The 24,044-nt window shown below is 61.9% G+C and carries 22 protein-coding genes and 1 pseudogene; 11 read left to right on the top strand and 12 right to left on the bottom strand.

The genetic code is table 11. The features are described 5' to 3' along the window. Positions 1–14 precede the first annotated feature (14 nt). Positions 15–392 carry a DUF5313 family protein gene (locus QMA15_RS03285; protein WP_003943558.1) on the top strand — a complete coding sequence of 126 codons (378 nt, stop codon included), beginning with the start codon at positions 15–17 and terminating at the stop codon, positions 390–392. Positions 393–399: 7 nt separating this feature from the next. On the opposite strand, the gene QMA15_RS03280 is transcribed toward QMA15_RS03285, so the two are convergent. Both QMA15_RS03280 and QMA15_RS03275 read right to left on the bottom strand, forming a co-directional pair. Further along, positions 400–2,127 (bottom strand): oleate hydratase, encoded by a 1,728-nt coding sequence (locus tag QMA15_RS03280; protein WP_080945601.1) that lies wholly within the window; start codon positions 2,125–2,127, stop codon positions 400–402. Positions 2,128–2,173: 46 nt separating this feature from the next. Next, entirely contained in the window at positions 2,174–3,100 is a 927-nt protein-coding gene (locus tag QMA15_RS03275) for a TetR family transcriptional regulator (protein WP_182262763.1), read from the bottom strand. Positions 3,101–3,215: 115 nt separating this feature from the next. Here QMA15_RS03275 and QMA15_RS03270 point away from each other — a divergent pair, with 115 nt between their 5' ends. The 3 genes from QMA15_RS03270 to QMA15_RS03260 all read left to right on the top strand — a co-directional run bounded on the left by QMA15_RS03270 (position 3,216) and on the right by QMA15_RS03260 (position 7,642). After that, entirely contained in the window at positions 3,216–4,169 is a 954-nt protein-coding gene (locus QMA15_RS03270; protein WP_003943547.1) for a cyclase family protein, read from the top strand. Next, positions 4,166–5,815: a long-chain fatty acid--CoA ligase gene (locus tag QMA15_RS03265; protein ID WP_290283668.1), complete on the top strand. Its 1,650-nt coding sequence runs from the start codon at positions 4,166–4,168 to the stop codon at positions 5,813–5,815. Before QMA15_RS03270 ends, QMA15_RS03265 begins: the two co-directional genes overlap by 4 nt. 378 nt (positions 5,816–6,193) lie before the next feature. After that, positions 6,194–7,642, top strand: coding sequence for a histidine-type phosphatase (locus tag QMA15_RS03260; RefSeq protein ID WP_290283666.1), 1,449 nt, complete (start codon positions 6,194–6,196; stop codon positions 7,640–7,642). On the opposite strand, the gene QMA15_RS03255 is transcribed toward QMA15_RS03260, so the two are convergent. After that, positions 7,588–7,971: a helix-turn-helix transcriptional regulator gene (locus tag QMA15_RS03255; RefSeq protein ID WP_141488023.1), complete on the bottom strand. Its 384-nt coding sequence runs from the start codon at positions 7,969–7,971 to the stop codon at positions 7,588–7,590. The two genes, QMA15_RS03260 and QMA15_RS03255, sit on opposite strands and share 55 nt — an antisense overlap. Positions 7,972–8,125: 154 nt before the next feature. Next, complete coding sequence (locus tag QMA15_RS03250; RefSeq protein WP_019746277.1) at positions 8,126–8,584, bottom strand: hypothetical protein; 459 nt, start codon at positions 8,582–8,584, stop codon at positions 8,126–8,128. 170 nt (positions 8,585–8,754) lie between these two features. Between QMA15_RS03250 and QMA15_RS03245 the strand changes: the two genes are divergently transcribed. Next, positions 8,755–9,651, top strand: a complete 897-nt coding sequence (locus tag QMA15_RS03245) for an oxygenase MpaB family protein (RefSeq protein ID WP_141488024.1) — start codon at positions 8,755–8,757, stop codon at positions 9,649–9,651. A gap of 182 nt (positions 9,652–9,833) precedes the next feature. Here the strand turns inward: QMA15_RS03245 and QMA15_RS03240 are convergent, their stop codons facing one another. Next, positions 9,834–10,298 (bottom strand): GNAT family N-acetyltransferase, encoded by a 465-nt coding sequence (locus QMA15_RS03240; RefSeq protein ID WP_290283665.1) that lies wholly within the window; start codon positions 10,296–10,298, stop codon positions 9,834–9,836. A gap of 150 nt (positions 10,299–10,448) precedes the next feature. On the opposite strand from QMA15_RS03240, the gene QMA15_RS03235 reads away from it, so the two are divergent. Both QMA15_RS03235 and QMA15_RS32745 read left to right on the top strand, forming a co-directional pair. Beyond that, entirely contained in the window at positions 10,449–11,024 is a 576-nt protein-coding gene (locus QMA15_RS03235) for a hypothetical protein (protein ID WP_020968032.1), read from the top strand. A gap of 14 nt (positions 11,025–11,038) precedes the next feature. Beyond that, positions 11,039–11,173 (top strand): annotated as a pseudogene (locus tag QMA15_RS32745) (DUF2236 domain-containing protein); the annotation flags it as partial. On the opposite strand, the gene QMA15_RS03230 reads toward QMA15_RS32745, so the two are convergent. From QMA15_RS03230 to QMA15_RS03220, 3 genes are read right to left on the bottom strand one after another with little or no spacing between them, the layout of a single operon-like run. Then, positions 11,136–12,587, bottom strand: a complete 1,452-nt coding sequence (locus QMA15_RS03230; RefSeq protein ID WP_046377675.1) for an acyl-CoA synthetase — start codon at positions 12,585–12,587, stop codon at positions 11,136–11,138. The pseudogene QMA15_RS32745 and the gene QMA15_RS03230 sit on opposite strands and share 38 nt — an antisense overlap. 54 nt (positions 12,588–12,641) lie before the next feature. After that, complete coding sequence (locus QMA15_RS03225) at positions 12,642–13,451, bottom strand: enoyl-CoA hydratase/isomerase family protein (protein ID WP_080945600.1); 810 nt, start codon at positions 13,449–13,451, stop codon at positions 12,642–12,644. Positions 13,452–13,464: 13 nt separating this feature from the next. Next, the gene (locus QMA15_RS03220; protein ID WP_046377673.1) at positions 13,465–14,799 is read right to left on the bottom strand and encodes an SLC13 family permease; all 1,335 of its coding nucleotides are present in this window, start codon (positions 14,797–14,799) and stop codon (positions 13,465–13,467) included. Positions 14,800–14,962: 163 nt separating this feature from the next. Between QMA15_RS03220 and QMA15_RS03215 the strand changes: the two genes are divergently transcribed. After that, complete coding sequence (locus QMA15_RS03215) at positions 14,963–15,712, top strand: IclR family transcriptional regulator (protein ID WP_046377672.1); 750 nt, start codon at positions 14,963–14,965, stop codon at positions 15,710–15,712. A gap of 12 nt (positions 15,713–15,724) precedes the next feature. Here QMA15_RS03215 and QMA15_RS03210 read toward each other — a convergent pair whose 3' ends face one another. From QMA15_RS03210 to QMA15_RS03200, 3 genes are read right to left on the bottom strand one after another with little or no spacing between them, the layout of a single operon-like run. After that, on the bottom strand, positions 15,725–16,660 hold the full coding sequence (locus QMA15_RS03210; protein ID WP_046377671.1) for a tyrosine-protein phosphatase: 936 nt from the start codon (positions 16,658–16,660) through the stop codon (positions 15,725–15,727). A 51-nt stretch (positions 16,661–16,711) separates the two neighbouring features. Beyond that, positions 16,712–17,875: a hypothetical protein gene (locus tag QMA15_RS03205; RefSeq protein WP_020968030.1), complete on the bottom strand. Its 1,164-nt coding sequence runs from the start codon at positions 17,873–17,875 to the stop codon at positions 16,712–16,714. After that, positions 17,872–19,095, bottom strand: a complete 1,224-nt coding sequence (locus QMA15_RS03200; protein WP_290283663.1) for a phosphotransferase family protein — start codon at positions 19,093–19,095, stop codon at positions 17,872–17,874. Before QMA15_RS03200 ends, QMA15_RS03205 begins: the two co-directional genes overlap by 4 nt. Positions 19,096–19,219: 124 nt before the next feature. Between QMA15_RS03200 and QMA15_RS03195 the strand changes: the two genes are divergently transcribed. Together QMA15_RS03195 and rraA are read left to right on the top strand one after the other, a co-directional pair. Then, the gene (locus QMA15_RS03195; protein WP_020968028.1) at positions 19,220–19,843 is read left to right on the top strand and encodes a TetR/AcrR family transcriptional regulator; all 624 of its coding nucleotides are present in this window, start codon (positions 19,220–19,222) and stop codon (positions 19,841–19,843) included. Between the two features lie 30 nt (positions 19,844–19,873). Next, on the top strand, positions 19,874–20,350 hold the full coding sequence (gene rraA, locus QMA15_RS03190; protein ID WP_003943552.1) for a ribonuclease E activity regulator RraA: 477 nt from the start codon (positions 19,874–19,876) through the stop codon (positions 20,348–20,350). A gap of 15 nt (positions 20,351–20,365) precedes the next feature. Here the strand turns inward: rraA and QMA15_RS03185 are convergent, their stop codons facing one another. After that, positions 20,366–20,593, bottom strand: a complete 228-nt coding sequence (locus QMA15_RS03185; protein ID WP_003943569.1) for an RNA-binding S4 domain-containing protein — start codon at positions 20,591–20,593, stop codon at positions 20,366–20,368. A gap of 88 nt (positions 20,594–20,681) precedes the next feature. Between QMA15_RS03185 and lysX the strand changes: the two genes are divergently transcribed. Then, on the top strand, positions 20,682–24,038 hold the full coding sequence (gene lysX, locus QMA15_RS03180; RefSeq protein ID WP_019746266.1) for a bifunctional lysylphosphatidylglycerol synthetase/lysine--tRNA ligase LysX: 3,357 nt from the start codon (positions 20,682–20,684) through the stop codon (positions 24,036–24,038). The last annotated feature ends 6 nt before the right edge of the window (positions 24,039–24,044 follow it).

Here is a 24,044-nt window from a genome sequence, read left to right as displayed (position 1 = left end):
CTATCCTGGAGGCCATGGCCGAACAGACTCGCCCGAACTTCCCCCAGTACTGCGGATACCTCCTGGGGAAGACGCTCCCCGACCGGTACCAGGACTGGGTGCGGAACGATCTGGTCGGACCGGGTGCGCAGGCTCGCTACATCATTCGTTTCACCGTGCCGGCGACGCTGATTCTTCTGCTGTTCCTGTTGATTCCGGGACCGATCTGGATTCCCTTGGCCATGATGGCTTTGCTGCTCATCCCGCTCGCGTACTTCGTCGTGGCGCTCGGGACCATCTACCGCCGTCACCGCCTGCTGAGCCACGGACTCGATCCCGAACTGCTCGACGAGAAGGCCCAGCGCCGTGCCGATCGCACTCGCGAGGACTACGAGAAGCGGCACGGTCGCTGAGCACCCCTCAGCGGAACATCGTCACTGCGGCCTTGGCGAGGACCTTCGGATCCTTCTCGTAGTGATGCATCTTGGTGAGCTTGTCTTCCGGAATCCCCAGGAACTTGTAGACGGCTACCTGAGCGCAGCGCACCGAGTACTGCTCGGTGAACACCATGTCGAACGGCAACTCCGCGAACTGACTGATGAACGCCAGGTTCTTGGAGTGCTTCGGCACCACCAACGGCCGGTCGCCAACGGCTCGCCGATTGAACAGCGCACTGGCGTAAGGCATGTGGCTGGGAATCGAATTCACGACGCTGCCGGTGATCTCTTGTCGGCGCGCGGCGAGCGCACCGCTCTCGTCGAGCGCCTCGAGATGCCCGAGAGTCTCTTCCAGCATTTCGCGCCCGGTCATCTCGATGAACGGCTTCTTCACGTAGTCGCCGTCCTTGCGCGGGAACAGACAGTAACCCCAGAAGACTCCTTCGTTCTCCTTCTGCGCGTGGTAGTGCGGCTGATGGTGAACCACGATCGACAGAAGCACGTTCGAGTCCACGAACGTGTTGAGTGCATTTCCGGGGAGCTGCTTGGTGATTCGGGAAATCTCGTTGATGAGCTCGTGTGACGAAGTGGTGACGGTGAAGCTGGTCCACTCACTCTGCGCCCGGTCCCCGAAGAACTTGTCGGGATTCCCGAGATCGTAGAAATGCTCGGTGGCCTGCTTCCACAGCAGCGCACTCGGTGCGTATCTCATGTCTTCGACGATCGGGGTGTCGAGATCGCCGATCGACGAACTGTCGGTGATGCTGCCGTTGGTGTCGAAGACGAAATCGCCTTCCGCCACGTCGATTCGGCCCTTCTCGCCGGTGCGGACGTTCTCGTAATCGAGTCCCGTCACGATGATCTCGTCTCGAAGCGGGGTGTCCTTGAACACGAACTCCGTGATCTTCAGTTCGTTGACGAACTTCACGCCCTTACCTTCGAGGAAGGTCCGCATCGGCAAGATGATGCTCTCGTACTGGTTGTACGGGGACCTGGTGACACCCGCAAGCGTCTGAATGCGGCTGAACTCGAGAATCATTCGGTTCATGTACCGGCGAAGCTCCATCGCCGAACTCACCCGCTTGAAAGCGAAAGTGGTCTCCCACATGTACCAGAAGTTGGTGGTGAAGAAGTGCGGAGTGTCCTCGAACCACTGCTCGATGCTGATGTCGTCGAGTTTTGCCTCGTCCGACTCCGGCATCGTCATCAGCTTCGTCAACAAGTACCGGTCCTTGTTGTCGAATTGCATGTGCTTGTAATCGTTCTCGCCCTTGTTGCGAATACCGTCTCGGTCGATCAACCGTGCGACGTCATGCGTGGGGTGCGCGTGGTCGAAGTCGAGAATGTCATCCGTCACCGACTTTCCCGGGTTGTCCAGCGACGGAACCGCACTCAATATGTCCCAGAGGTTCTCGTAGGTTTCCTCGTTGAGCATGCGGCCGCCGCGGTTGATGAAACCCGCGTCGTTACCGAGTTCGCGATGGCCGTACTGGTGCTGAAACGTAGCGGCGGATTCGCCGTCGTTCGCTCCGTGCATGTCCAGGCCCATGATGGTGATGTCCTCACCGTTCCACTCACCGTCTCGAATCAGATAGACGGCAGCCGAGAGGTTTCCGATGCCGGCACCGATCATGTAGGCCTTGTGAGACAGATTGGAAGACATTGGGTTTCGTTCCTTACTCGAGTCGCGGTACGGATACCTTCCAAGCATGGACCCGTTTGCCCGCAGGCGCATCACCCGAGCCGGATGACGTCCGTCACGGTCGTTGAAGGCGCACCAGATCGAGCGCAAAACGCACGTAGTCACGTGCAATTTCCTCGGGCGTTTGCGGCCCACTCGGCCGATACCATTGCGCGACAGAGACACACATCACGACAATCGCACGCGCGGCCTGTCGCGGCCGATCCGTCTCGAACACACCGGCGGCGATTCCGTCGTCCACCTGCTTCGTCATCAACCACTGCTGGTAGTTGCGTGATTCCGTGATGCGCAACCTGTTCTCGGCTGTGAGACTGCGCATTTCACTGGCGCCGAGAAATCCTTGATCACGCCGATAGATATGGAACAAGGTCACACATTCGACAAGGAAAGCCAATCTTTCGTCGGGACTTTCGCCCTCTTCGATAGCCGCCAACGATCTCGTGTTGAGTTCAGCCATGGTGAGGTCGAGAATTTTGGCCAACATCTGTTGCTTACTGGAATAGTGGTGATACAGACCCGGAACACTCATCTGCGCACGTTTGGCGATCTCACGCATCGCAGCGCCGTGATATCCGGTCTTCACCATCTCCGCGAGCGCGGCAGCCAACACCGGATCGAACGAACTCGGACCGAACCTTCGCCACTCGTTCGGGCGAAAATGTGCGTCCGGGTCGGCGTCGTCGCCTCCCCATCGCGGCTGTTCCGGCGGACGCACTATCGCAGCCGGGAGCAGAGCGTCGAAACGCACTCCGAGAATCCCGCCGATTGCCGCCAACCGGTCGACGCTGACTCTGGTCTTTCCGGTCTCGACAGCGCTGAGCGTCGCCGGGCTGACATCGAGACGCCTGGCCAATTCACGCAGCGAGAGCCCGCTGTGACGCCGCGCTTGCCGGATCGACGCCCCGATCAGGACAGCATTCTCAAATTCGGTCACAGTGTTCAGTATTGCCGAACATAGGATTTCCAACAATGCGATGACCACGGAAATCTATGAACGTGTTGACTACTAGTTATCGGCCTGAACATGATGTGGATCACAAAGACCCAGGTCCGCCCGAGCGATCGTTCGGTGTCGGTAGCGAGAGGATCGAATCACCATGACCGAGGCGCCATATCTTGGAGAACTCCTGCGCGACGCACCCAGCAACTGGGGCAAGTGGGGAGAGTCCGACGAGGTCGGTTCACTGAACTACCTCGACGCCGGACAGGTGCTTCGTGGCGTCGGAACCATCAAGCAGGGTTCCGTGTTCACACTCCAACGTCTTATCGGCGATCCCAAGGGTGATCCGGTCTGGCCGGGACGGAGCCCCGCCGAGCGCACACAGATCTTCGACGAGAGCAGCTGGGACGGCGACGACGCCCCCAACTTCCCCGGTGGCCTGCATTACGCGGACGACAAGATCGACGCGTTCCTGCAGGGCTCGACGCAGTACGACGCACTCGGCCACGTCTGGTACGACGGCGCCCTGTGGAACGGATACTCGGCTGATACCACTGTCGGCGGCCTGGAGAAGGCCAGCGTCGAACCGATTGCCGACCGCGGCGTCGTCGGACGCGCAGTACTTCTCGACATGGCGAAGTTCCGCGGCAAGGAAAACCTCGACAAGGCCGAAACCTTCACGCACCATGATCTTTTGGCCTGTGCCGAAGCGCAGGGCGTCACCATCGAGAAGCGTGACATTCTCGTCATCCGCACCAACTTCCTCAAGCTGTTCTTCGACCAGGGCGAAGCCTTCTACGAGGGCTTCTGCGAGCCCGGCTTGATCTACAGCCCCGAACTCGTCCAGTGGTTCCAGGACATGGAGATTCCGAACCTCGTCACCGACACCATTGCCAACGAGGTCACCACCGACCCCGAAAACGGTGTGGCACTGGTTCTCCACAACGCATTGATGCGCAACCTCGGTGTGGTGTTCACCGAGATCTGCGATCTGGAGAAGCTGGCCGCGGACTGCGCGTCCGACGGCCAGTACACGTTCTTGTACGTCGCCGCACCGCTCAAGGTTGCCAAGGCCAGCGGCTCTCCCGTGAATCCGGTTGCCATCAAATGACATACGAGGATCGCCCTTGGTTGGCGTTGTACCGCAACGACGTTCCCCCCGACATCGACGTCGAACAGCCCACAATGCTCGAAATGTTGGCGGCGACGGTTCGCTCTGATCCGGACGCCACGGCTGTGAAGTACTTCGACGGTCAACTCAGTTTCGCTGAACTGGATCAGCAGAGTGACGCCCTGGCCCGCGCACTACGAGCAGGTGGCCTGGCGAAGGGAGACCGTGTCGCACTCTTCCTGCAGAACGTTCCGCAATTCGTGCTCGCCCTCGCCGGAATCTGGAAAGCCGGCGGCGTCGCAGTCTCGATCAATCCCATGAGCCGTGAACGAGAACTGGGATACCAACTCGAAGATTCCGGAGCAGCGGTTCTGATCGCTCTCGAGGGGCTCTACGAGTCCGTCGGCCGCAACGTCGTCTCCGACTCGCCGGTCAGGCGAGTCATCACCACCTCGGAACTCGAGTACCAAAGCCGCAACGATCCACGGGTTTTCGACGGAATCGTGAAGAAGGATCTCGGTACCGACGATCTCGCGACGCTGATCGACCAGCATCGTCTCGGCGATCCGATCACTACCGACGCTGCACCGGAAGACATTGCGGTACTGACCTATACGTCGGGAACCACAGGTCCGCCGAAGGGAGCGATGACCTCTCACGCGAACATGACCTTCAACGCCCAGGTCTACCGTGACTGGCTGGGGCTCACCCCGAAAGACACGGTTCTCGGCGTCGCGCCGCTCTTCCACATCACGGGGTTGATCGGTCACATCGCGGTGTCCGTCCTGGCGAGAATGCCGCTGGTGCTTGCCTATCGCTTCCAGCCCGAGGTGATGCTCGACGCGATTCGTGAGCACCGCCCGACATTCACAGTCGGCGCCATCACTGCGTTCACCGCACTGCTCAACACTCCGGGTTGCGCGCCCGAAGACTTCACCTCCATGCGGTTGCTGTATTCCGGCGGCGCACCCATCTCGCCGACAGCCGCCGAGGCAGTCCGCGTCATGACCGGTGCTGCGCTGCACAACATCTACGGGCTGACCGAGACCACGTCGCCCACTCACGCCGTTCCCGTCGGGGCAGATACCCCCGTCGACCCCACGTCCGGGGCACTGTCCGTTGGCGTTCCGGTACCCAACACCGTGGTCCGCATCGAAGACGAGGGCGGTGCGGTCCTGCCGATCGGAGAGATCGGCGAATTGGTCGTCCGTGGTCCACAGGTGGTGCGCGGTTACTGGAACAAGCCGGAGGAGAGTGCGTCGGCCATTCGCGACGGGTGGTTCCACACCGGCGACGTCGGTTTCATGGACGAAGCCGGCTGGTTCTACGTCGTCGACCGTAAGAAGGACATGATCATCGCGTCCGGCTACAAGGTGTGGCCACGCGAGGTCGAGGACGTTCTTGCCGAGCACCCCGCAGTCCGTGAGGCGGCAGTCGTCGGGATCGCCGACGAATACCGCGGTGAGACGGTGAAGGCGTTTGTCAGCCTCGTCGCGGGGGCCTCGGTGACGCCGGAAGACTTGATCGATCACTGCAAGCAGCGGATGGCGGCGTACAAGTACCCACGCTCCGTGGTGCTGGTGGAGGAACTGCCCAAGACCGTCACGGGCAAGATCTTGCGACGGGAGCTGCGCACGACCTCCTGATCACAGGGCAGCGGGCGGACTTCACGGTCCGCCTGCTGTCTGATCGCGCACAGTTTTAGGTCGACCACGCAATCGGGGTAATGGAACAGTAATATGTGCTGAGTACCCACGGACAAACGGGAGACATCAGTGAGCAAGTTCGGACGTAAGAAGCAGCCCACGCCCAAGAGCTACCAGTGGCTGGCCATGACCCTCATCGCGTTGTCGCTCTCCGTGTCGATCGGGATTGCCGCCAAACCCTCCTGAGCTCGGCGGATCCGAAACTTGTAACCCCGCGTCCATCTGCACATGGGCAAATAGGAGCAATTCGGACGCTTAGCTGTTCTAACTTTCCTTCCGTCGTGTCACCTCGGCACCGACGGAGAGGATCAACTCACCATGCGAAGCTCACGCTTCGGCGTGCTGGCCGCTGCCGGCGCTGTCGGACTCGTGCTTGTCACCAGCAGCGTCCAGTCCATCGCCACGGCGTCACCGTTCGGTTCGCTCGACGCCGGTTCGAGTTCCGGTTCGACAGAGACACCGACCGTCAGCAACGGCGGTTTCACCTCCAAGACGCCCTACACTCCCGGCCAGCGCATCGCCGACTATCAGGCGCCGCCGACCGGATACATCCCGGTGTACACGGAAAGCGTTGCGCGCCATGGCTCCAGAGCACTGTCGAGCCTGAAGTACGACGACCTGAGCCTACAGCTGGGGGAAATCGCCGAAGCCGAGAACGCATTGAATCCCGTCGGCAAGGAATTCGGCCCGGCGCTTCGTGATCTCATGGCCGCCAACAAGAAGCTGGGGTACGGCAACCTCAGCGGACTCGGGGTGGCCGAACATCGGCAGCTCGGAGCGCGCGTCACCGAGCGCCTCCCGCAATTGTTCGACGCCATCGCAGCGCAACAGGGCACCATCACTTTGACTTCGTCGGGCGTCGACCGTGCCGTGGACAGCGCCGAGAACTTCGCTCAGGGCCTGACCGGTGCGTTTCCGGCCGTCGCCGGCGATGTTGCGCCGGTGACCACGGATGCCGACCTTCTCTACTTCCACGACTCGGATGCAAACGCCGACTACAAGGACTACGAAGAGTCCGATCCTCGACTGAAAGCCGTCGACGACCAGATCGCCGATCTTCCCCGCACCCGCGAGGTCTCGCGGCACATGATGCTCAGGCTCTACTCGGAGGACTTCGTGAACCGGCTGAGTGCGGGCGAGTTCTCACTCGTCGACCGCGGTAAGGGTTCCAGCACGATCGACAACGAGGTCGACGCCGCGTACATGCTGTACAACACGTACATCATCACTCCGGGCATGGCCGAAGAAGGCAAGTGGAATTTCGAGCGGTTCATCGACTCCGACGACGCTCAGTGGCTCGCGTACACGAACGACGCCGAGGACTTCTACGCCAAGGGTCCTGGCTTCACCGGTGAAGACGTCACCTACCGGATGGCAACCGTCCTGCGCCACGAGTTCCTGCGCGGGTTGCAGGAACACACCGGCGACGCCGCCGTGCCGGGAGCGGACTTCCGATTTGCACACGCAGAAACGATCATCCCCTTCGCTGCGCTCCTGAAACTGCCGGGAAGCACCGTCTCGCAGGCCGAGGGTGATCTCTACACCTACGCGAACAACCCCTGGCGCGGAGCGAATGTCAGCCCGATGGCCGCCAACGTGCAGTGGGACGTCTACGCCGGACCGGACGGTGAGCGGCTGGTCCGAATGCTCTACAACGAGCGTGAGACAGCATTTGCTGCCCCGTGCGCTCCGGTGAGCGCCGGGAGTTTCTTCTACACGCCGGACGAACTCGCCCGCTGCCTACCGGAGATTTCACCGGCGGCCTGAGGGCCGACAACTCGGGATCCAGCCAGCGGTCGACGAGGGCGCGCCCATGCCTGGTGCAACGCCAGCATGCGCGCCTTCTCGTCGTCTTCCATCAACAAGGCGTCGCAGATACGTACGATGACCGGAGCCGAAACACCAACGGACGTACCCTGTTCCAGCCGCTGATAGTGATTGAAACTGATGTCGGCTATCTGCGCGACATCACGCCGACTGAGGCCGTGCATGCGGCGAGCACCCTCGCAGCGCATGCCGACCTTTTCGGGCGCAAGACTGTTTCGTTTTTCGACGAGCATCTGGCTCATCAACTGACGCGCGCTCGACCCGTTCACGTCGCCACCTTTTCCATCCCTGAAATATGCTTTCAACTAACACGTTTCAGAATATGGGATGGGACGGACACGGCGGTATCTCCGAGATGACAGATAATCACGCGATACCGCCAACCCTGTGCCCGTTCAGGCTGTGACGATCAGGGGCCGAAGATCAGGCTATAAACCTGCCGATCGTCGGATTCGACTGGCAGATGGGACTACTGCCCCAATTGATCGAACCGAACGCCGTCGCAACGACATTGCCGACGCCGGTGTTCACCGTCGCAGAGAGATACGGGTACGCCCCTACCAGGTCGACGATTCCGGACTTACCCGTGTCGGTGTTGACCCACGCAACGGTCACCTGACCCGCCGCCGGAATGGGCGCGGCTGCCGGGAACGAATCGAAGCGAATATCGCCCTTGGCGATGGGCGGATTGGACTCTGGTCCGGACTGGCCGGTGAGCCCGGTCAACGAGGCCAGTGACCCCTGATTCGGGCACCCGATGGTGACGGCTGCGCCGCCGAAAGGGTGGGGCGGATCAGCCGAGGCGACTCCGGCGAACATGACGCTCGCGGCAATCGGTAATCCGATGGCCGCAAAAACCCCGGCCGTGCGTGTGACGCTCATAGCTGCTCCTCGGGTCGACAACACTTTCCGGATACCCCTGGTACAACGCCCGAAACGATGGAAAGTCGACTATTCACACCCCTAGACAACGCGTGTTGTCAGAACTACAGTCGGTGGTGCAGCTCACACCTACCTCTGCAGCGCGCAGACCAGTCCCAGGGAGTGTTCAGATGAAGCGCTACGACCTCCGCAGTCGCACGGATCGACTCGATCCCGAAACCGATTACGAAGAGATGTCGCGCATTCTCGCGGCGCAAGAGTTTCCCTGGGACATCAATCAGGCGCTCAGCTTCGCCCTTTTTCGCACGTACGCGGTCCCTTCCATCGGCAAGCTCCTCTTCTCGACGGGCGAGTTCACCGACAAGGTTCAAAAGCGCTACGACGACACCAGCCTGATCCTCGATGCCATCCTCGAGCACGGCCTCAGCAGTACGGAAGGCCGCAAGAGCGTGCGTCGAATGAATCAGATGCACGGTTCTTACGACATCTCCAACGACAACATGCTCTACGTTCTGGCCACCTTTGTCGTCACGCCGGTCAGATGGCTCGACGAGTACGGCTGGCGGAAGATGACCGACAACGAGATCGTCGGGTCGACGAACTATTACCGCCACCTGGGTCGGTACATGAACATCAAGGACACTCCTGACACCTACGAGGGGTTCGTCAAACTTCTCGACGACTATGAGCGCGAACACTTTTCATTCGACTCCGGAGCGCGGGCCGTCGCCGATTCCACCCTCGACCTGATGTGCACCTTCCCGCCCAACAACCTGGCGCCGAAGGCTCTGGTCAAGGGATTCGCGTTCGCCCTCATGGACGACCACCTACTCGACGCCTTCCACTACAAGCACCCGAGCACCGCGATGCGCGTCGTCTCGCGCGGTGCGCTGAAGGTCCGTGCGCGTCTGCTGCGCTTCTTCCCGGTGCGCACGAAGCGGAAATTCGCCCGCGAGCTGCCCAACATCCGCAGCTACCCGAACGGTTACAAGGTCGAAGACCTCGGCACCTTCCCCACGGGATGCCCGGTCAAGCACCTGCAGGCAGACCAGCAGGCCCAAGCGTAGGTGCGTTGGGATACATCAGATTCACGGACGAGTTTGTCTGCGGGACGTTCAGGAGGCGATGGTCATGATTCCGATACCGCCGTACGGACTCGGTGACAGTTGGAAGATCTGGACTCCCTGGCTGGTTCCCATCGTGGAGTGGTGGAACTCCTGGCACCCTGCGCTGGGCTGAATCGCCTTTCTCAGGCCTGAATGAGGGACGAGTCGCGACCAGTACGACGCAGGGTGATCAATTCGTGGTTTGTCTCGGCATCGTGTCGGCGCCCCTCTTCTTCGAAGTCCATCAGCGCATAGAACCTGCGGGCGCGATCGTTGAGGGTGTAAACCTCGAGTGTCACCTCGCCGTGCATGGTTGTGGCGTGTTCCACCAACGCCCAACCGACGCCCAACCCTTGCGACGCCGGCGCGACGAACAGTCCCCCGATCTCGGAGCCGATCATTCCCAACAGGCCAACAACTTCGGAGTTGTGCTCAGCCACCCAATTGTCGGCCTGAATCAGATAGACCTCTCGCATCTTCTGCTCCCGTTCGCCCGTTCCCTCACCCGTAAGGAACGGATGGGCTTCACGGGCAGCGCGCGACCACAGGTCGACGACCACATCCTCATCCGAGGGTAGGTAGCGGCGAATGATCAGATCCTGGTTCACAATCCGACCATACCCTCCGGCATCAGAGAGATAGCCGGCGCTGAAAGTGACCAATTCTCGGATCAACGCACGACGGCCTCGACGTAAACCAGTGGCAACAATTCCATTCGTTGCCACCCCACAATTACTGCCTTGTGCAAGGGTTGTCCGATGACTGACGGTGATCCGACAACTGAGCGCGGAGGCCCGGCATCCTGGTGGAAGGTGACAGCGATTGTCGCCGCAGTGCTTGTCGCTCTCACATGCGGCGTCATCGTGTGGTCCTTCATGCCGCCGGTTGTGTACTTTCCATTCTTTGCGCTCGCCGCCTCGGTATTACTCGGTTTGGGTGGAGTGTGGTTGATACTCAGCCTGATTGGTTGGATGAAGTACAAAACGCTCCGGTTGAGCACGATCGCGCCAGTGATAGTCCTCGTCACCGGCGCGCTCGTGACCTTGTCCGTCCCTTCGCGTGTTGCGTTTGCATTGTCGAAAGATTCGCTCGAAGCTGTGGCCGCGGATTGCCAGAAGTCGTTGGACAACCAAACAATTGGCGTCTACCGGGTCCTGCAGGTCTGGCCGGTAGGCAACGGGTGCCGCTTCCATATCGAGGGTGGTCTGATCGATTCGATCGGATTGGCGTACTTACCGGACGGCGCACCATATCTCGGCAAGCCCCGCCGCGACGGCGAGATCGGATACCAGGAGTTCGACGGCGACTGGTACTCGTTCGTTCAAGCGTTTTAGCGGCGCGCAACTAGACGAAGCGAAAATTCGCCCGGGAACTGCCCAACATCCGCAGCTACCCGAATGGTTACAAGGTCGAAGACCTCGGGACCTTCCCCGCCGGATGTCCGGTCAAGCACCTCCAGGCGGACCCGCAGGCCCAAGCGTAGGCATCACCGCAGATGCCCCGATGATGAGCTTCTTCTTCTGGACCTTGCCCATTGCATTTCGAGGAAGACTGTCGACGATTCGGATCTCGCGCGGCCGCTTGTGGCGGGACAGAAACTCGTCGGCGTACTCGACCAGTTCTCGTTCGATCTGATTCACGTCACCGGATTCGTCCACCGGGACGATGTAGGCGACCACGCGCTCCCCGAGATCAGCGTCGGGCATACCGACGACGGCAGCTTCCTTGACTGTCGGATTGTTGAGCAGGCTCGTTTCGATTTCGCCTGCTCCGATCCGGTATCCGCCCGACTTGATCAGGTCGGTGGAGGCGCGTCCGACGATCTTGTGGAATCCGGACGGGTCTCGCACCGCAAGGTCTCCGGTCTTGAACCAACCGTCGTCGGTGAATGCGCGTGCTGTCTCGTCAGGTCGACCCAGGTACCCGAGGAAGAGCAACTGACTTCGCACCTCGAGCTGGCCGATGGCTTCCCCGTCAGAGGCGACGATGTTGCCGTCCTCGCCGCGTAGACGTGTTTCGACACCCTCGACGGGACGCCCCACCCAGCCTCGCCGACGCTCGTCAGGGCGTGTGCTGAGCGTGAGTTGCGTTTCGCTCATGCCGTACCGCTCGAGTGGTGCTTGTCCGGTGAGCTCGACCAGGCGGTCGTACACCTGAACGGGCAGGGATGCGCTGCCCGAGACCAGAAGTCGTGCGGAGCGCAATGATCGGGCGGAATCGGGGTCGTCGGCGATTCTCGACCAGATGGTGGGGACCCCGAAATAGAGAGTGCCTTTCGCGGCCGCATACGCGGTGGGTTTGGGCCTCGTATGCACCACTTTGGAACCGATGCGAAGGGACCCCAAGGTTCCGAGAATCAGTCCGTGGAGGTGAAAGAGTGGTAGTCCGTGGACGACGATGTCGGCTGCGGTCCAGTCCCATGCTTCGGCAATCGAGTCGAGACCGGCAGCGACGGCCGCTGCGGTGAGTTCGACACCTTTCGGCGCACCGGTGGTACCGGACGTGTAGACGATCAGAGCGGTCTCGGCGTCTGCCCGGGGGGCTGCGCCCGAAGTTCGGTTGGCCTCGATGATTTCGGAGACACCGCATTCTTCCGGTACGGATCCCACCCAGCGGATCGCGCCCGAGTCAGTGAGGAAATGCGTGAGTTCCGTTCTCCCACAATCGGGTGGAATTGGAACAACCGGCACTTTTGCGAGCAGGCAGGCGGTGATGGCCACAACCGTTTCCATCGCGGGCACAGCGTTCACAGCGACGACGCCTGAGGTCGGCAGCGTGGCGATGACGGCCTGCGCGGCAGTCGCGAGTTCGGCGCGAGACATCTGTGTGTCACCGATGACAACTGCATCGGGCGAGTCAGGAACAGGGAAGTTCGGCTGCAGAGCGGTCAGGAGCATCGTGGTTCCTCTTCTATTGCAGTAGTCGATAATTCGTTGTTCTATGTCAGCGGTCTACTGATATCTGTCGGCGCTGAAGTCCGGAAAGGTCGGCATGCGCCGGTTCGTGAAGGCCGCAATGCCGACGGCGGAATCCCTGCTACGTAAACCGGCCCAACGAGTTTGGAGATCTTCCGGAACCCGCCCTCCAACGGATGCGGCTTCGAGCATTTCCTTTGCCGCGCGAACGCTGATCGGTGAGCGCAGCGCGATGGTGCCTGCAGTCTCTGCGGCGTGCACCTCGAGATGAGTATCAACGACGGAGGTGACGATGCCGAGGTCCTTCGCGGTCTCGGCGTCAACGGCAGCACCGGTGAGAAGCAATTGCTTTGCGGCCGCGACGCCGACGACGGCAACGAGTCGTTCGATCGAACGTGCAGGGTAGACGAGCCCGAGTTTGGCCGGTGTGATCGCGAAGCTGGCGGTCGTGTCACAGAGTCGTATGTCGCACGCCACCGCCAACTGGGTTGCGGCCCCGATGCAGTTACCTCGGATCGCGGCGATGACCGGCACCGGGAACTGCGCGATTGCGTCCTCGAGGCGAATCATGTCCTCCGCGACACCATCGACGGTTTGGTCGTCAATTTCGTTGATGTCCATACCGGCGCTGAAGTCCGGACCCTTGCCGGTGAGAATGATTGCTCTGATGTCTGCTCGGTGTGCGAGATGCGCGAGATGGTCGAGCAATTCCCTTCGCATCACGGCAGTGAGTGCATTTCGGCGGGTGGGGTTGTCGAGAGTCAGAGTTGGTGTCGAAGAATCCATCTGAAGCGAGACCGTCGAAAACGACGAGGTATCACGGGGGTCTGTTATCGGGGGTGCCATGAGATGTTTCCTGTCAGAAGTAGCCGGGGACCACGAGGACCGCGCACGTCAGCAATGGGCCGATGACGATCATCGACATTCCCCACCGCAGGAGGTTCTTGGCGATACGAGGTCGATCGGATTCGTCGGCGCTGGCGACAACGGCGGCGCCCGCGGTGGAAAACGGTGTGCTGTCCACGAGAGAGGACGAGACTGCCAACGCGCAGATCAATCCTGCGGCCGGAATCTGCCCCTGCGATATGAGTGGGAGTGCAAGAGGAATGAGTACACCGAGGATTCCTGTTGTGGAGGCGAACGCCGACACGAACGCGCCTGTCAAGCACAACGCCACCGCGGCGATCAGCGGAGCCTGTATGTGGGCGGCACCTTCACTGATCAGATCGACGGCACCCATTTTTTGAAGCACGCCGACGTACGTGATGATCCCACCCACCAACAATATGGTCGACCAGTCGATCTCCTTTGCAGCGGAGCGTGTTTGCTCCGAGAAGAGCACAGAGACGGTGACACCGAGCCCCAGGGCGAGTGCGCCGACGTTGACGTTGACTCCGACGACCGACAACACAACGACACCGACGATCAGGCCGACCAGCGCCATCACCGTGACTCGCTGGAAGGCATTGAGATGGGTGGCCATTGGCATTTTCTCGGACACAAGGACCTGGGTTGCGCCGCCGCCAGGAAGGCGATTCGGTCCAGCACTCGGAGCCGAGATCCCGCCACGGTTGTCCACGTGCTCACCCTGCTCGACCGGCACTCCGTGTCGGCGAAACAGCCTGGTCGCGGCGGCAAGCAATACGAGGTTGACCACGACGACGAAACCGAAGAACGCGAACGCGTTGATGTCGATACCGCTGCGCTCAGCCACACCAACGGTGATGATGCCGAACAGGCTGGTGGGAGCAAATCCACCTGCAGAACCGCCGGTGAGAACCGCCAGACCCATCGGGAGCGGATCACGCCCTCGTTGCTTGGCTATTCCCAATGCGAGAGGAGCGAGGACGACGCCGGCAAGAGGCGAACCCAAACTGCTGATTCCGGCAGCGAGCGCGAAGAACACCCACGGCAGGAGAGCGTCGCGCGCTCCGGTCCGTCGAATTGCGCCCTGCACGATCCAGTCGAGAGTGCCATTGCTTCGTGCGATCCCGAACAGGTAGGTCACTCCGAGCAGAAGCAGCATGATGTCCACCGGAAATCCAGACAGGATCTCGGAGATCGACAAGCCGGCGAGAGTCGTTCCCACGCCGAGCGCGGCCGCCAGCGTCAACGCCCCCATATGCACGGGCCGGACCGTTGCCAGCACAAACGCCGCCACTAACACCGCGAACGCGGCAATTTGAAGAGTCACTTCAGTCAAACCTCCGACTGGTTCACTGTGCGAACCAAGTGGTTTACAGTACGATCCGATCACAGTAGAGTGTGATCTGACGCACGTCAACGCGCGGAGGGTGCTCCGGGGCACGGAAGAGTCGACCGTATGCTCGCGAGACACACGATCCGATGGAGGTTTGATGGCGACACAGAGCGTGGCGACCGCGCTACACATTCTCGAAGCTGTTGCACGCCTTCAGCCCGTCGGGCTCAGTGAGCTCACCCGCGCAACCGACGTCTCGAAGGCAACCGTGCAACGCTGCCTGACGACGCTGCGCGACGAAAGCTGGATCCGTCAGACCACAGACTCCGGGCGGTGGATACTGACCACCAAAGCCTTCGTCATCGGCGCTCAGGTTCCCGACACTCAGCGAATCCGCGAGATGGCACTGCCCGCCCTCAGCGACCTCCAGGACTACACGAAGGAGAACGTTCACCTCACGGTCCCCGAAGGGCGCGACATGGTGCTCATCGAACGTCTCGACAGCTCGCACCCAGTTCGTGTCTTCCTCCCGATCGGCGGAGCGAGACCGATGCACGCAACGGCAAACGGAATCGCCTACCTCGCATACCAACCCGACATCGTCGCCGAGGATTACATCGCGGTAGGCCTGGACCCCTCAACCGAGCACACCGTCACCGACCCGGACACGTTTCGTGAACTACTGGAGCAGGTTCGACGCCAAGGTTATGCAGTCAACGAACAAGGGTTGGAAGACGGGACAACGGCGATTGCCGCTCCGATCGTCGGCCCGGATCAACGATCGATCGCCGCTCTCTCGATCTCGGCCCCCAGCGTCCGGCTGACCCCCGATCTCTACCTCGATTACGGGCAACGAGCACGACAAACGAGCAAAGAGATCAGCAGCGGCCGACACTCCTTCGAGTAGCGGCCGCAGCAATCAAGCGACGAGCTTGGCCTTCAAAAGCGCGATCGTGTCCGGAGTGAGTCCGAGACCTTCGGTGAGATAACCGTCGACGGTTCCGTAATCGCTGGCTATCTGCGCGAGTCCAGCTTCCAGGTATGACGCATCGACACCGAGGGCTGGCTCGAGATTGGTCGCTACCTGCGGGCTCAGAGCCTGAGAGATCTGCGCAAGGATCTTCTCGTTGGTCGCCTGAAGGTAGGTGTTGCTCAACAGATAGTCGTCCATGATCGTCTGGGCGGGGACACCAGCGATGGTCTGCAGCAACATCGCGGTCCAACCCGTGCGGTCCTTACCTGAAGTGCAATGGAACAACTGCACCCCGTCACCAGCAGCGATGTCCGAGAGAACCTGCTTGAAGCCGGCACGGCGCACGGGATCGGTGACAAAACTACGGTTGGTGTCGACCAAGAACTGCTTGGCCTCTTCCGGCGACTTGATCGTTGTAGCGAGCTGAGTGAGATCCTTGAACTCGATGGGGATGTTCGTGTACGTCACACCGTCCGGGAGCTTGTCCGCGCCACCGATGAACGGGTTGGAGATCTCGGTTGAACCGCGCAGGTCATAGGCGTCGGCAAGTCCGAGGCCGGTGAGCGTCGCCTTGTCTGCGTCGCTGGTCGCGGTCAGCGCATTGGACCGGTAGATGACGCCGCGCTTGAGGTGCGAGCCGTCGACGGTGGCGTATCCCCTACCGTCATTGCCGGCGACGTCGCGAAAGTTGGCCACGGAGGCCAAGTTCGGTGTCGGCGCGAGCACAGGATCGAGCGAGCCGAGATCGACCGATCCCGTGTTGAGAGAGCCCAAGTCGAGCGGGATGGCCGTGGCGGGAGCGGCAAACAACAGGCCTCCGGTGACAACAAGTGCGGCGGCCTTCGCAGTGCGAGCGAACAACATTCGTGAGCGTGTGGACATGTGGCAGTGTCTCTCTCTGTGGTTTGGGATTTGCGGTTTGGCGAGCTGGAGTTACGGTGCGACGTCACCGATTCCGGTGAACCCGTATCGCTGGTGGGGTCCAATGACTGCTACCTCGAACAGTCCTGTCCCGGTGCGAGTTACGCCGTCTTCTACAAGGGTGAACCGGGCCAAATTGTCGACCGGGCACAGCATCTTCTTCCACGGTTCGATGTCCGAAACCTTCTCTCGCAGGCCCTGAACCACCAGTTCTCCCTGCCACATCCCGTGGCGCCAATCCTGCTCGAGTCCGTAGCCCGTACCGACACCGATGTAGTTGGGCAGAATCGGTTCGCAGGTTATCTCCAGGATGTGGTCGGATTCTCCTGGTGCACCGGGACGCCGGAAGTACAGAGTTCCGCTCTTCACCTCGCGGGTACCGGAAATGAAGGTGAGCTGGTGGTCCGGTCGACCCAACCACTCCGGCTCGCGCGAACGATCCGCCCAGACGCGTGTCGCATCCTCCAGAATTCGGCGTCCCTGCTGATCCTCTTGAACGACCGTGACGACGGTGAAGTCCCCGAATTGCATGATCGAGTAGATCCAGAAGAAGTTCTGACTACCGGCGATCGACGGATCCGCCTTGCGTCCAGGAGGTTCCGCCTCGCCGACCGGTCGAACACCCCAGGATCGATCGCGATTACCCCGCCACGTCTCCGGGGTGACCGGGATGACGTCGCCGTCGACGGTCAGGGATCCGGACCATGTTCCGGTCTGCACGAATCGTTGCGTGTCGAAGGTGACTCGTTCGAGTTGGCGATGGAAATGTCTGGCCTCGAGATTGGCGGGGCCGTCGGACTCGAAGGTGAGGTCGAAGCTCAGGTCCGGCGCTTCGGGACTCGGGTCCAACACCACCCGCAGACGGTGCAGACCCTCGATGATCTCGATCCTCAACGGGCCTACTGACAGGTCCATACGATCGTCACCCAAGGCGCGGGATGCCCGGAAGACGATATGGTCGTCGCCGCGCCGAAGAACCGCAAAGCCGTCGCACACACCGAGATTGGGGTACTGACCGAGACCGATGATGAGAAACAGCGGCTCGCTGTCGCCGTCGACGCCTGCATGGCAGTTGAAGTAGTAGCGGTCGTAGAAGTTTCGATCCGAGGTGCCCACGTGGCGGATGGTCTCGGCGATCTGATGTACCGGGTAGTCGTCGAGCGGGGACAGTGTCATCGTGCATCTCCTGTTGCGGCCGACGCTGTTGTGAGCGTGGCTGTAGCGAGCGATTCCCAATAGGTGCCGTCGAGCATGGCTTCGAGTGTCTTGTGGTGCAGGATCATCTCGTCCGGGTTGTCGGGAAATTCCGCCTGACCGAAAGCCACTGCGCGACTTTGGACTCGGAACATGATCACCGCATGTCGCAGCGCGGCGTACACGATGTAGAAATCTAGATCCGCAACCTGGTGGCCGGAAAGCGAGCCGTAGGCCTCTGCCACGTCCTCGCGACGAAGGAAATCCGGCATTCCGGGGAGTCCGGCCATGGCAGCGAGATCCTCGAAGAACCTGTGCTGGAAGATCATCCAGCCGAGATCCAACTCGCGCGGCCCCAGTGCAGCCATCTCCCAGTCGAGGACCGCCGCCGGTTCGAAGTCGCGGTAGATGACGTTTCCGATCCGCGAGTCTCCCCAGCACAGCACTGCGGAACCGGCATCGGTGGGGAAGTTCGCCTCGATCCAGTCGAAGCCGCGCTCGATCAACGGAGATCCTGGTCCGTCGGCGGTTGCCCACTCGTAATAGCGGCGCTGGTCCTCGAGGTGCGCCCGAAGTGCTTCTGCCCCAGTCGGTTCGGCACCGAAACCGCACAACCCTGGGAGAGCCAGGTGCGGATCGGCCATAGCGTGCAACTCCGTGAGCACCCGGACCGATGACTGCTGGAGTCGAGAACAGTCGTCCGCTGAAGCCACCGAGAGCCAGGATCCGAACGTGTACGGCATGACGTCTGGCGGAATTTCGCCGTCGCGCCGTTCCATTACGAAGAACTCACCGCCGAGCGCGTCCGGGTTGCTCTCGGACCAGTACACCCGCGGGACCGGCACCGATGTGTGAGCCGCGACGGCGCTCATGACCCGAAACTGCTGGTCCAGGTTGTACGACGGGAAGATCGGTACCGCACTGTCGCGCGGGGCGATACGGGCGACCAGGCGATGCTCACCTCGAACCCCGTCCTCGATCCACGTCGCGTCGAAAAGCACAGTTTCGTTGGACATGCCGTTCGCGGCCGGTATCTTGACCGAGGTCACGGAAGGTTTCGAGCCTCGCCACAGCACGGTGGCAAGCCAGCCTTCGAGGCTGCGTCGCATCTCTGCCGGGTCGTTGCGGGATTCGCCAGGCCTGGCGAATTCGGCGTAGTCGGGGTCTTCGTCTGAGGTTTCTGTTTCGGTTCGAAGGTTCATCACCACTCCTCGTGGTTCGGTGGCGCCGATGCACACGTGCCGATAGTCGATACAATATGTATCGACTAAAGCCGTGACAGAATGTAACGGCCATCACAGCGATACCGCAAGGGATTTGCCCAAAATGTCCAAAGATTCCGAAACTCAGCACCGCCTGGGCCCGCAGCGAAACCCTGCAATCGACGACGCAGTACTGGACGCGACCAGGCAACTGTTGGAAGAAAAGGGGTATGCGGGCACGTCCATCGACGCCATCGCCACGCGTGCCGGAGTGGGGCGTCCAGCCATCTACCGTCGGTGGCCGTCGAAGGCACACATCGTCAACGACGCGATCTATCCGGTACTCGACGTCGAACAGGGCGCGGACATCGACACCGAACTCGGCGCCGAGGGCACGATCGCGGATCAGATTCGCGCGCTTGTGCAGGGCGCGGTGGCACTATTCGCCGCTCCCGCCACCCGGGCCGCGGCGCCCGGACTGATGAGCGAAGTGCGAACAAACGCGGAATTACGCGACGTTCTCGTGGTGCGGCAACTGGCCGGAGTCCGCGTCGAGCTGAACCGTCGACTGGAAGCGGCGAGGGAGCGCGGCGACATCCGAAGTGGCGTCGACGCCGACGCTCTCCTCGACATCATGGCGGGCGCGGCCATCTTCGCGCTGTCGGTTCGTGACGTCTCGGACCCGGGACCGTTTGCCGATTCTCTCGCCGACATAGTGCTGAACGGCATACTCCCCGACGACAACTAGGCCCGAGCCCCGCCGACTATCCTGTGGGGCATGACCGAGCCTGTAGCGACCGCTGACCTTGCCGACGAGATCGGACCCGACATCCGTAGCTGCGACACGCAGTTCACCCAGTTCGGTGGACGTGAAGTGTTTGCCGGCCCCATCACGACCATCAAGTGCTTCCAGGACAACCTGCTCGTGAAGCAGACCCTCAGCGAACCGGGCAACGGTGGAGTCCTCGTCGTCGACGGTGACGCGAGCATCCACACCGCCCTGGTCGGCGACATCATCGCCGGCCGCGGCGTCGACAACGGCTGGGCCGGCGTCATCGTCAACGGAGCTGTCCGCGACTCGGCGATCCTGCGCACCCTCGACATCGGCGTCAAGGCGCTGGGCACCAACCCGCGCAAGAGCACTCAGACCGGTTCGGGCGAGAAGAACGTGCCGATCGAAATCGGCGGAGTCACCTTCAACCCCGGCGAGATCGTCTACAGCGACCAGGACGGCGTCGTCGTTCGCGAAAGCTAGTCAGAAGTCGCGGGATCAGGCGGGGGCTTCCACTTTGGCGGCCATCCCGCCGATCTCGACGACATCGCCGTCACGAAGCTGGCGGCCCCGACGATCTTCGACCTCACCGTTGACCGAAACCATGCCGTCGGCGATCACTTCCTTGGCCTCCGCGCCCGATTCGATGAGGTTCGCGAGCTTGAGAAACTGACCGAGCCGAATCATTTCGTCGCGGATGGGTACTGCTGGAATGTTGTCGGTCATGTCAATCATCTTCCTCCTCCCACAAAACTGGACACGACAGACCACACTTAGCGTGAGGATCTGATCGACCGGTAGGAGAGGAAGCTCGATGGCACCATTGACCGAGGTATCGGACACCACTGCAGAGCTGGTGGAATCGCCACCCGAAAATCCGCGCCAGGCGCGGCGATTCCGCAAAGGGCGGTTCAGCCAGGTTCCCCATATCTCGGGATTGATCCTCGGAGTTTTCTCCGTACTGGTGTTCCTGTGGAGCATCTCGCCGGTTCTGCGGCACATCCTCCGCGTCCCACGCGAATACATCGACAGCTACTACTTCGACGCACCGGATACGAGCCTGTCGTGGGCGCTCGTCGTCGCCCTGCTCGCCGCGGCCCTCGCGAGTCGCAAGCGCATCGCCTGGTGGCTGCTGACGATCTACCTCGCGCTGATCACCCTCACCAACATCGCCTCCACGATCGTCGACAAGAACCCGAACAACGCCGTCGCCGCTGTCGTTCTGCTTGTCGTGATCGGAATCCTCATCGCCGCGAGGCCCGAGTTCTACACACGCGTACGACGCGGCGCCGGTTGGAAAGCGCTCGGCGTACTGATCGGCGGCATGGCTGTCGCGACCGTGATCGGTTGGGGCCTTGTCGAACTCTTCCCGGGCGACCTGCCGCAGAACCAACGATTCCTGTGGGCCCTGAACCGCGTCACCGCGGCGGCTTCGGTCGACAACGAGGTATTCGACGGCCATCCACGCGTCTTCGTCAACACGGTCCTCGGTCTCCTCGGCGCCATCGCACTACTCGCCGCCGTCATGACGCTCTTCCGCGCGCAACGCTCCAACAACGCCCTCACCGGCAACGACGAATCCGCGATCCGCGGGTTGATCCAGAACTTCGGCGCCGACGACTCCCTCGCTTACTTCGCCACCCGCCGCGACAAGGCCGTCATCTTCGCGCCGAGCGGCAAGGCCGCGATCACCTACCGCGTCGAAATCGGCGTCTGCCTCGCCAGTGGTGATCCCATCGGCGATCCCGAAGCGTGGCCGCACGCCATCGAAGCGTGGCAGGACCTGGCCTCGCAGTACGGCTGGGCGACGGCCGTCATGGGCGCCAGCGAAACCGGGGCAACGGCGTACAAGAAGGCAGGCTTGAGCGTCCTGCAACTCGGCGACGAAGCGATCCTGCGCACCCGCGAGTTCAACCTCAACGGACGCGACATGCGCCCGGTGCGCCAGGCCGTCACCCGCGTCAGGCGCCACGGCGTCACCGTGCGGATGCGACGCCATCGCGACATCCCGCCCGAGGACATGGCGGCCGTCATCATCCGCGCGGACGACTGGCGTGACACCGACACCGAGCGCGGCTTCTCCATGGCGCTCGGCCGACTGGGCGATCACCTCGATGGCGACTGCCTCCTCGTCGAAGCCGTCATGGGCGAAGGCACGGAGGACGAAAGCGTCGTCGGCATGCTTTCGCTCGTGCCGTGGGGACCGAACGGCGTTTCGCTCGACCTGATGCGCCGTAAGCCGACGGCGCCCAACGGTGTCGTCGAATTGATGGTCTCGGAGTTGGCCACACGTTCGGACGAGATCGGCGTCGTGCGGGTCTCGCTCAACTTCGCCGTCTTCCGCTCGGTGTTCGAGGAAGGTTCGCGCATCGGCGCCGGCCCGATCCTCCGCATCTGGCGCTCGGTGCTCGTCTTCTTCTCCCGCTGGTGGCAGCTCGAAGCGCTGTACCGCTCGAACGTGAAGTACCAGCCGGATTGGGAGCCGCGTTTTCTCTGCTTCGAGGACAACCGTGAGCTGCCGCGCGTCGGATTCGCGTCGGCCATCGCCGAAGGCTTTGTCGTTCTGCCCAGTTTCGGGCGCAAGTCGAGCCAGGTCGTCAAGCACACCGGAACGCATGCGGCGGTGCCGGCAGCTCTGGTGACTTCCGAAGGACTGCACGCCGACGGCAGTCCGCCGGACTCGGCGCCGTCGTTCACGACCAACGGTCCGCGTCGACCCGAGCAGGTCCGCGTGCGCATGAACAAACTCGCGCAACTGGCCGACGAAGGAATCGCCGCCTACCCCGTCGCCTACCCGCCGACGCATACGATCGCAGCCGCAGCGAAGTCGCCGGAGGGCACCCGCGTACGCATCGCGGGACGCCTGCTGAGGGTTCGCGACTACGGCGGAGTCGTGTTCACGGACGTGCGCGACTGGTCCGGCGACATCCAGGTTCTGGTCGACCAGGACAACGTCGGCCGCGAGAAGTTGGCGGAGTTCGCTGCCGAGTTCGATCTCGGTGACCTGATCGAAGTGAGCGGAACCATCGGGCGCAGCCGCAAGGGCGAGCTGTCGCTCATCGCCGTCGAGTGGCGCATGAACGGCAAGTGCCTGCACCCGCTGCCGGACAAGTGGAAGGGCCTCTCGGATCCCGAGACCCGAGTCCGCCAGCGGTACCTCGACATCGCCCTCAACCCGAAGGCCCGCGAACTGCTCGAAGCTCGAAGTGCCGTCGTGAAGTCGCTTCGCGATTCACTCGGTGGTCGCGGATACCTCGAAGTCGAGACCCCGATCCTGCAGCAGGTGCACGGCGGCGCGAACGCCGCTCCGTTCCTGACACACATCAACGCGTACAACCTCGACCTCTATCTCCGCATCGCACCCGAGCTGTACCTGAAGCGCTTGTGCGTCGCAGGAATGGAGAAGGTGTTCGAGATCGGCCGCGTGTTCCGTAACGAGGGCGTCGACTTCAAACACAATCCCGAATTCACGATCCTCGAGGCCTACGAGGCGCACAGCGACTACGAGGGCATGATGCGGATGTGCCGCGAGCTCATCCAGGCGGCGGCCGTCGCAGCCTTCGGGCGCGAAATCATCATGCGACCCGGCCCGGACGGCGAATTGGTCGAGGTCGACATCTCCGGCGAGTGGCCGGTGAAGACGATGCACGGCGCCGTCGCCGAAAAGCTTGGTGTCGACGTCTCCCCCGAGACGAGTCTCGAAGACCTGCAGAAGCTGTGCGACGCCAACGAGATTCCGTACCAGTCCAGCTGGGATACCGGCGCCATCGCGCAGGAGATGTACGAGCACCTGGTCGAGGACTACACGGAGTTCCCCACGTTCTACACCAACTTCCCCACCTCGATGTCTCCGCTCACCCGGCCGCATCGCAGCATCCCCGGCGTCGCCGAGAAGTGGGACCTCGTGGCATGGGGTGTCGAACTCGGAACCGCGTACAGCGAGTTGACCGACCCCGTGGATCAGCGCAACCGGCTCACCGAGCAGTCGATGCTCGCGGCCGGCGGCGATCCAGAAGCGATGGAATTGGACGAGGACTTCCTTCAAGCCCTCGAACACGCGATGCCGCCGACGGGTGGTCTCGGGATGGGCGTCGACCGAATCGTCATGCTGATCACGGGCGGCAGCATCCGCGAGACGCTGGCCTTCCCCCTCGCGAAACCGCGTCAGTAGTCCGGA

Origin of the sequence: Rhodococcus sp. APC 3903, assembly GCF_030407755.1 — a bacterium.
GTDB classification, from domain to species: Bacteria; Actinomycetota; Actinomycetes; order Mycobacteriales; family Mycobacteriaceae; genus Rhodococcus_F; species Rhodococcus_F erythropolis.
Note: the sequence above shows the minus strand (reverse complement) of the source record. Positions and strands in the feature narration are given on the sequence as shown.

Bases quoted from the DNA above. Each gene is read 5' to 3' on its own strand.
- QMA15_RS03285 (WP_003943558.1), top strand. From the start codon at position 15: ATGGCCGAACAGACTCGCCCGAACTTCCCCCAGTACTGCGGATACCTC.
- QMA15_RS03280 (WP_080945601.1), bottom strand. From the start codon at position 2,127: ATGCTTGGAAGGTATCCGTACCGCGACTCGAGTAAGGAACGAAACCCA.
- QMA15_RS03270 (WP_003943547.1), top strand. From the start codon at position 3,216: ATGACCGAGGCGCCATATCTTGGAGAACTCCTGCGCGACGCACCCAGC.
- QMA15_RS03265 (WP_290283668.1), top strand. From the start codon at position 4,166: ATGACATACGAGGATCGCCCTTGGTTGGCGTTGTACCGCAACGACGTT.
- QMA15_RS03260 (WP_290283666.1), top strand. From the start codon at position 6,194: ATGCGAAGCTCACGCTTCGGCGTGCTGGCCGCTGCCGGCGCTGTCGGA.
- QMA15_RS03250 (WP_019746277.1), bottom strand. From the start codon at position 8,584: ATGAGCGTCACACGCACGGCCGGGGTTTTTGCGGCCATCGGATTACCG.
- QMA15_RS03245 (WP_141488024.1), top strand. From the start codon at position 8,755: ATGAAGCGCTACGACCTCCGCAGTCGCACGGATCGACTCGATCCCGAA.
- QMA15_RS03235 (WP_020968032.1), top strand. From the start codon at position 10,449: ATGACTGACGGTGATCCGACAACTGAGCGCGGAGGCCCGGCATCCTGG.
- QMA15_RS03230 (WP_046377675.1), bottom strand. From the start codon at position 12,587: ATGCTCCTGACCGCTCTGCAGCCGAACTTCCCTGTTCCTGACTCGCCC.
- QMA15_RS03225 (WP_080945600.1), bottom strand. From the start codon at position 13,451: ATGGCACCCCCGATAACAGACCCCCGTGATACCTCGTCGTTTTCGACG.
- QMA15_RS03215 (WP_046377672.1), top strand. From the start codon at position 14,963: ATGGCGACACAGAGCGTGGCGACCGCGCTACACATTCTCGAAGCTGTT.
- QMA15_RS03210 (WP_046377671.1), bottom strand. From the start codon at position 16,660: ATGTCCACACGCTCACGAATGTTGTTCGCTCGCACTGCGAAGGCCGCC.
- QMA15_RS03205 (WP_020968030.1), bottom strand. From the start codon at position 17,875: ATGACACTGTCCCCGCTCGACGACTACCCGGTACATCAGATCGCCGAG.
- QMA15_RS03200 (WP_290283663.1), bottom strand. From the start codon at position 19,095: ATGAACCTTCGAACCGAAACAGAAACCTCAGACGAAGACCCCGACTAC.
- QMA15_RS03195 (WP_020968028.1), top strand. From the start codon at position 19,220: ATGTCCAAAGATTCCGAAACTCAGCACCGCCTGGGCCCGCAGCGAAAC.
- rraA (WP_003943552.1), top strand. From the start codon at position 19,874: ATGACCGAGCCTGTAGCGACCGCTGACCTTGCCGACGAGATCGGACCC.
- QMA15_RS03185 (WP_003943569.1), bottom strand. From the start codon at position 20,593: ATGACCGACAACATTCCAGCAGTACCCATCCGCGACGAAATGATTCGG.
- lysX (WP_019746266.1), top strand. From the start codon at position 20,682: ATGGCACCATTGACCGAGGTATCGGACACCACTGCAGAGCTGGTGGAA.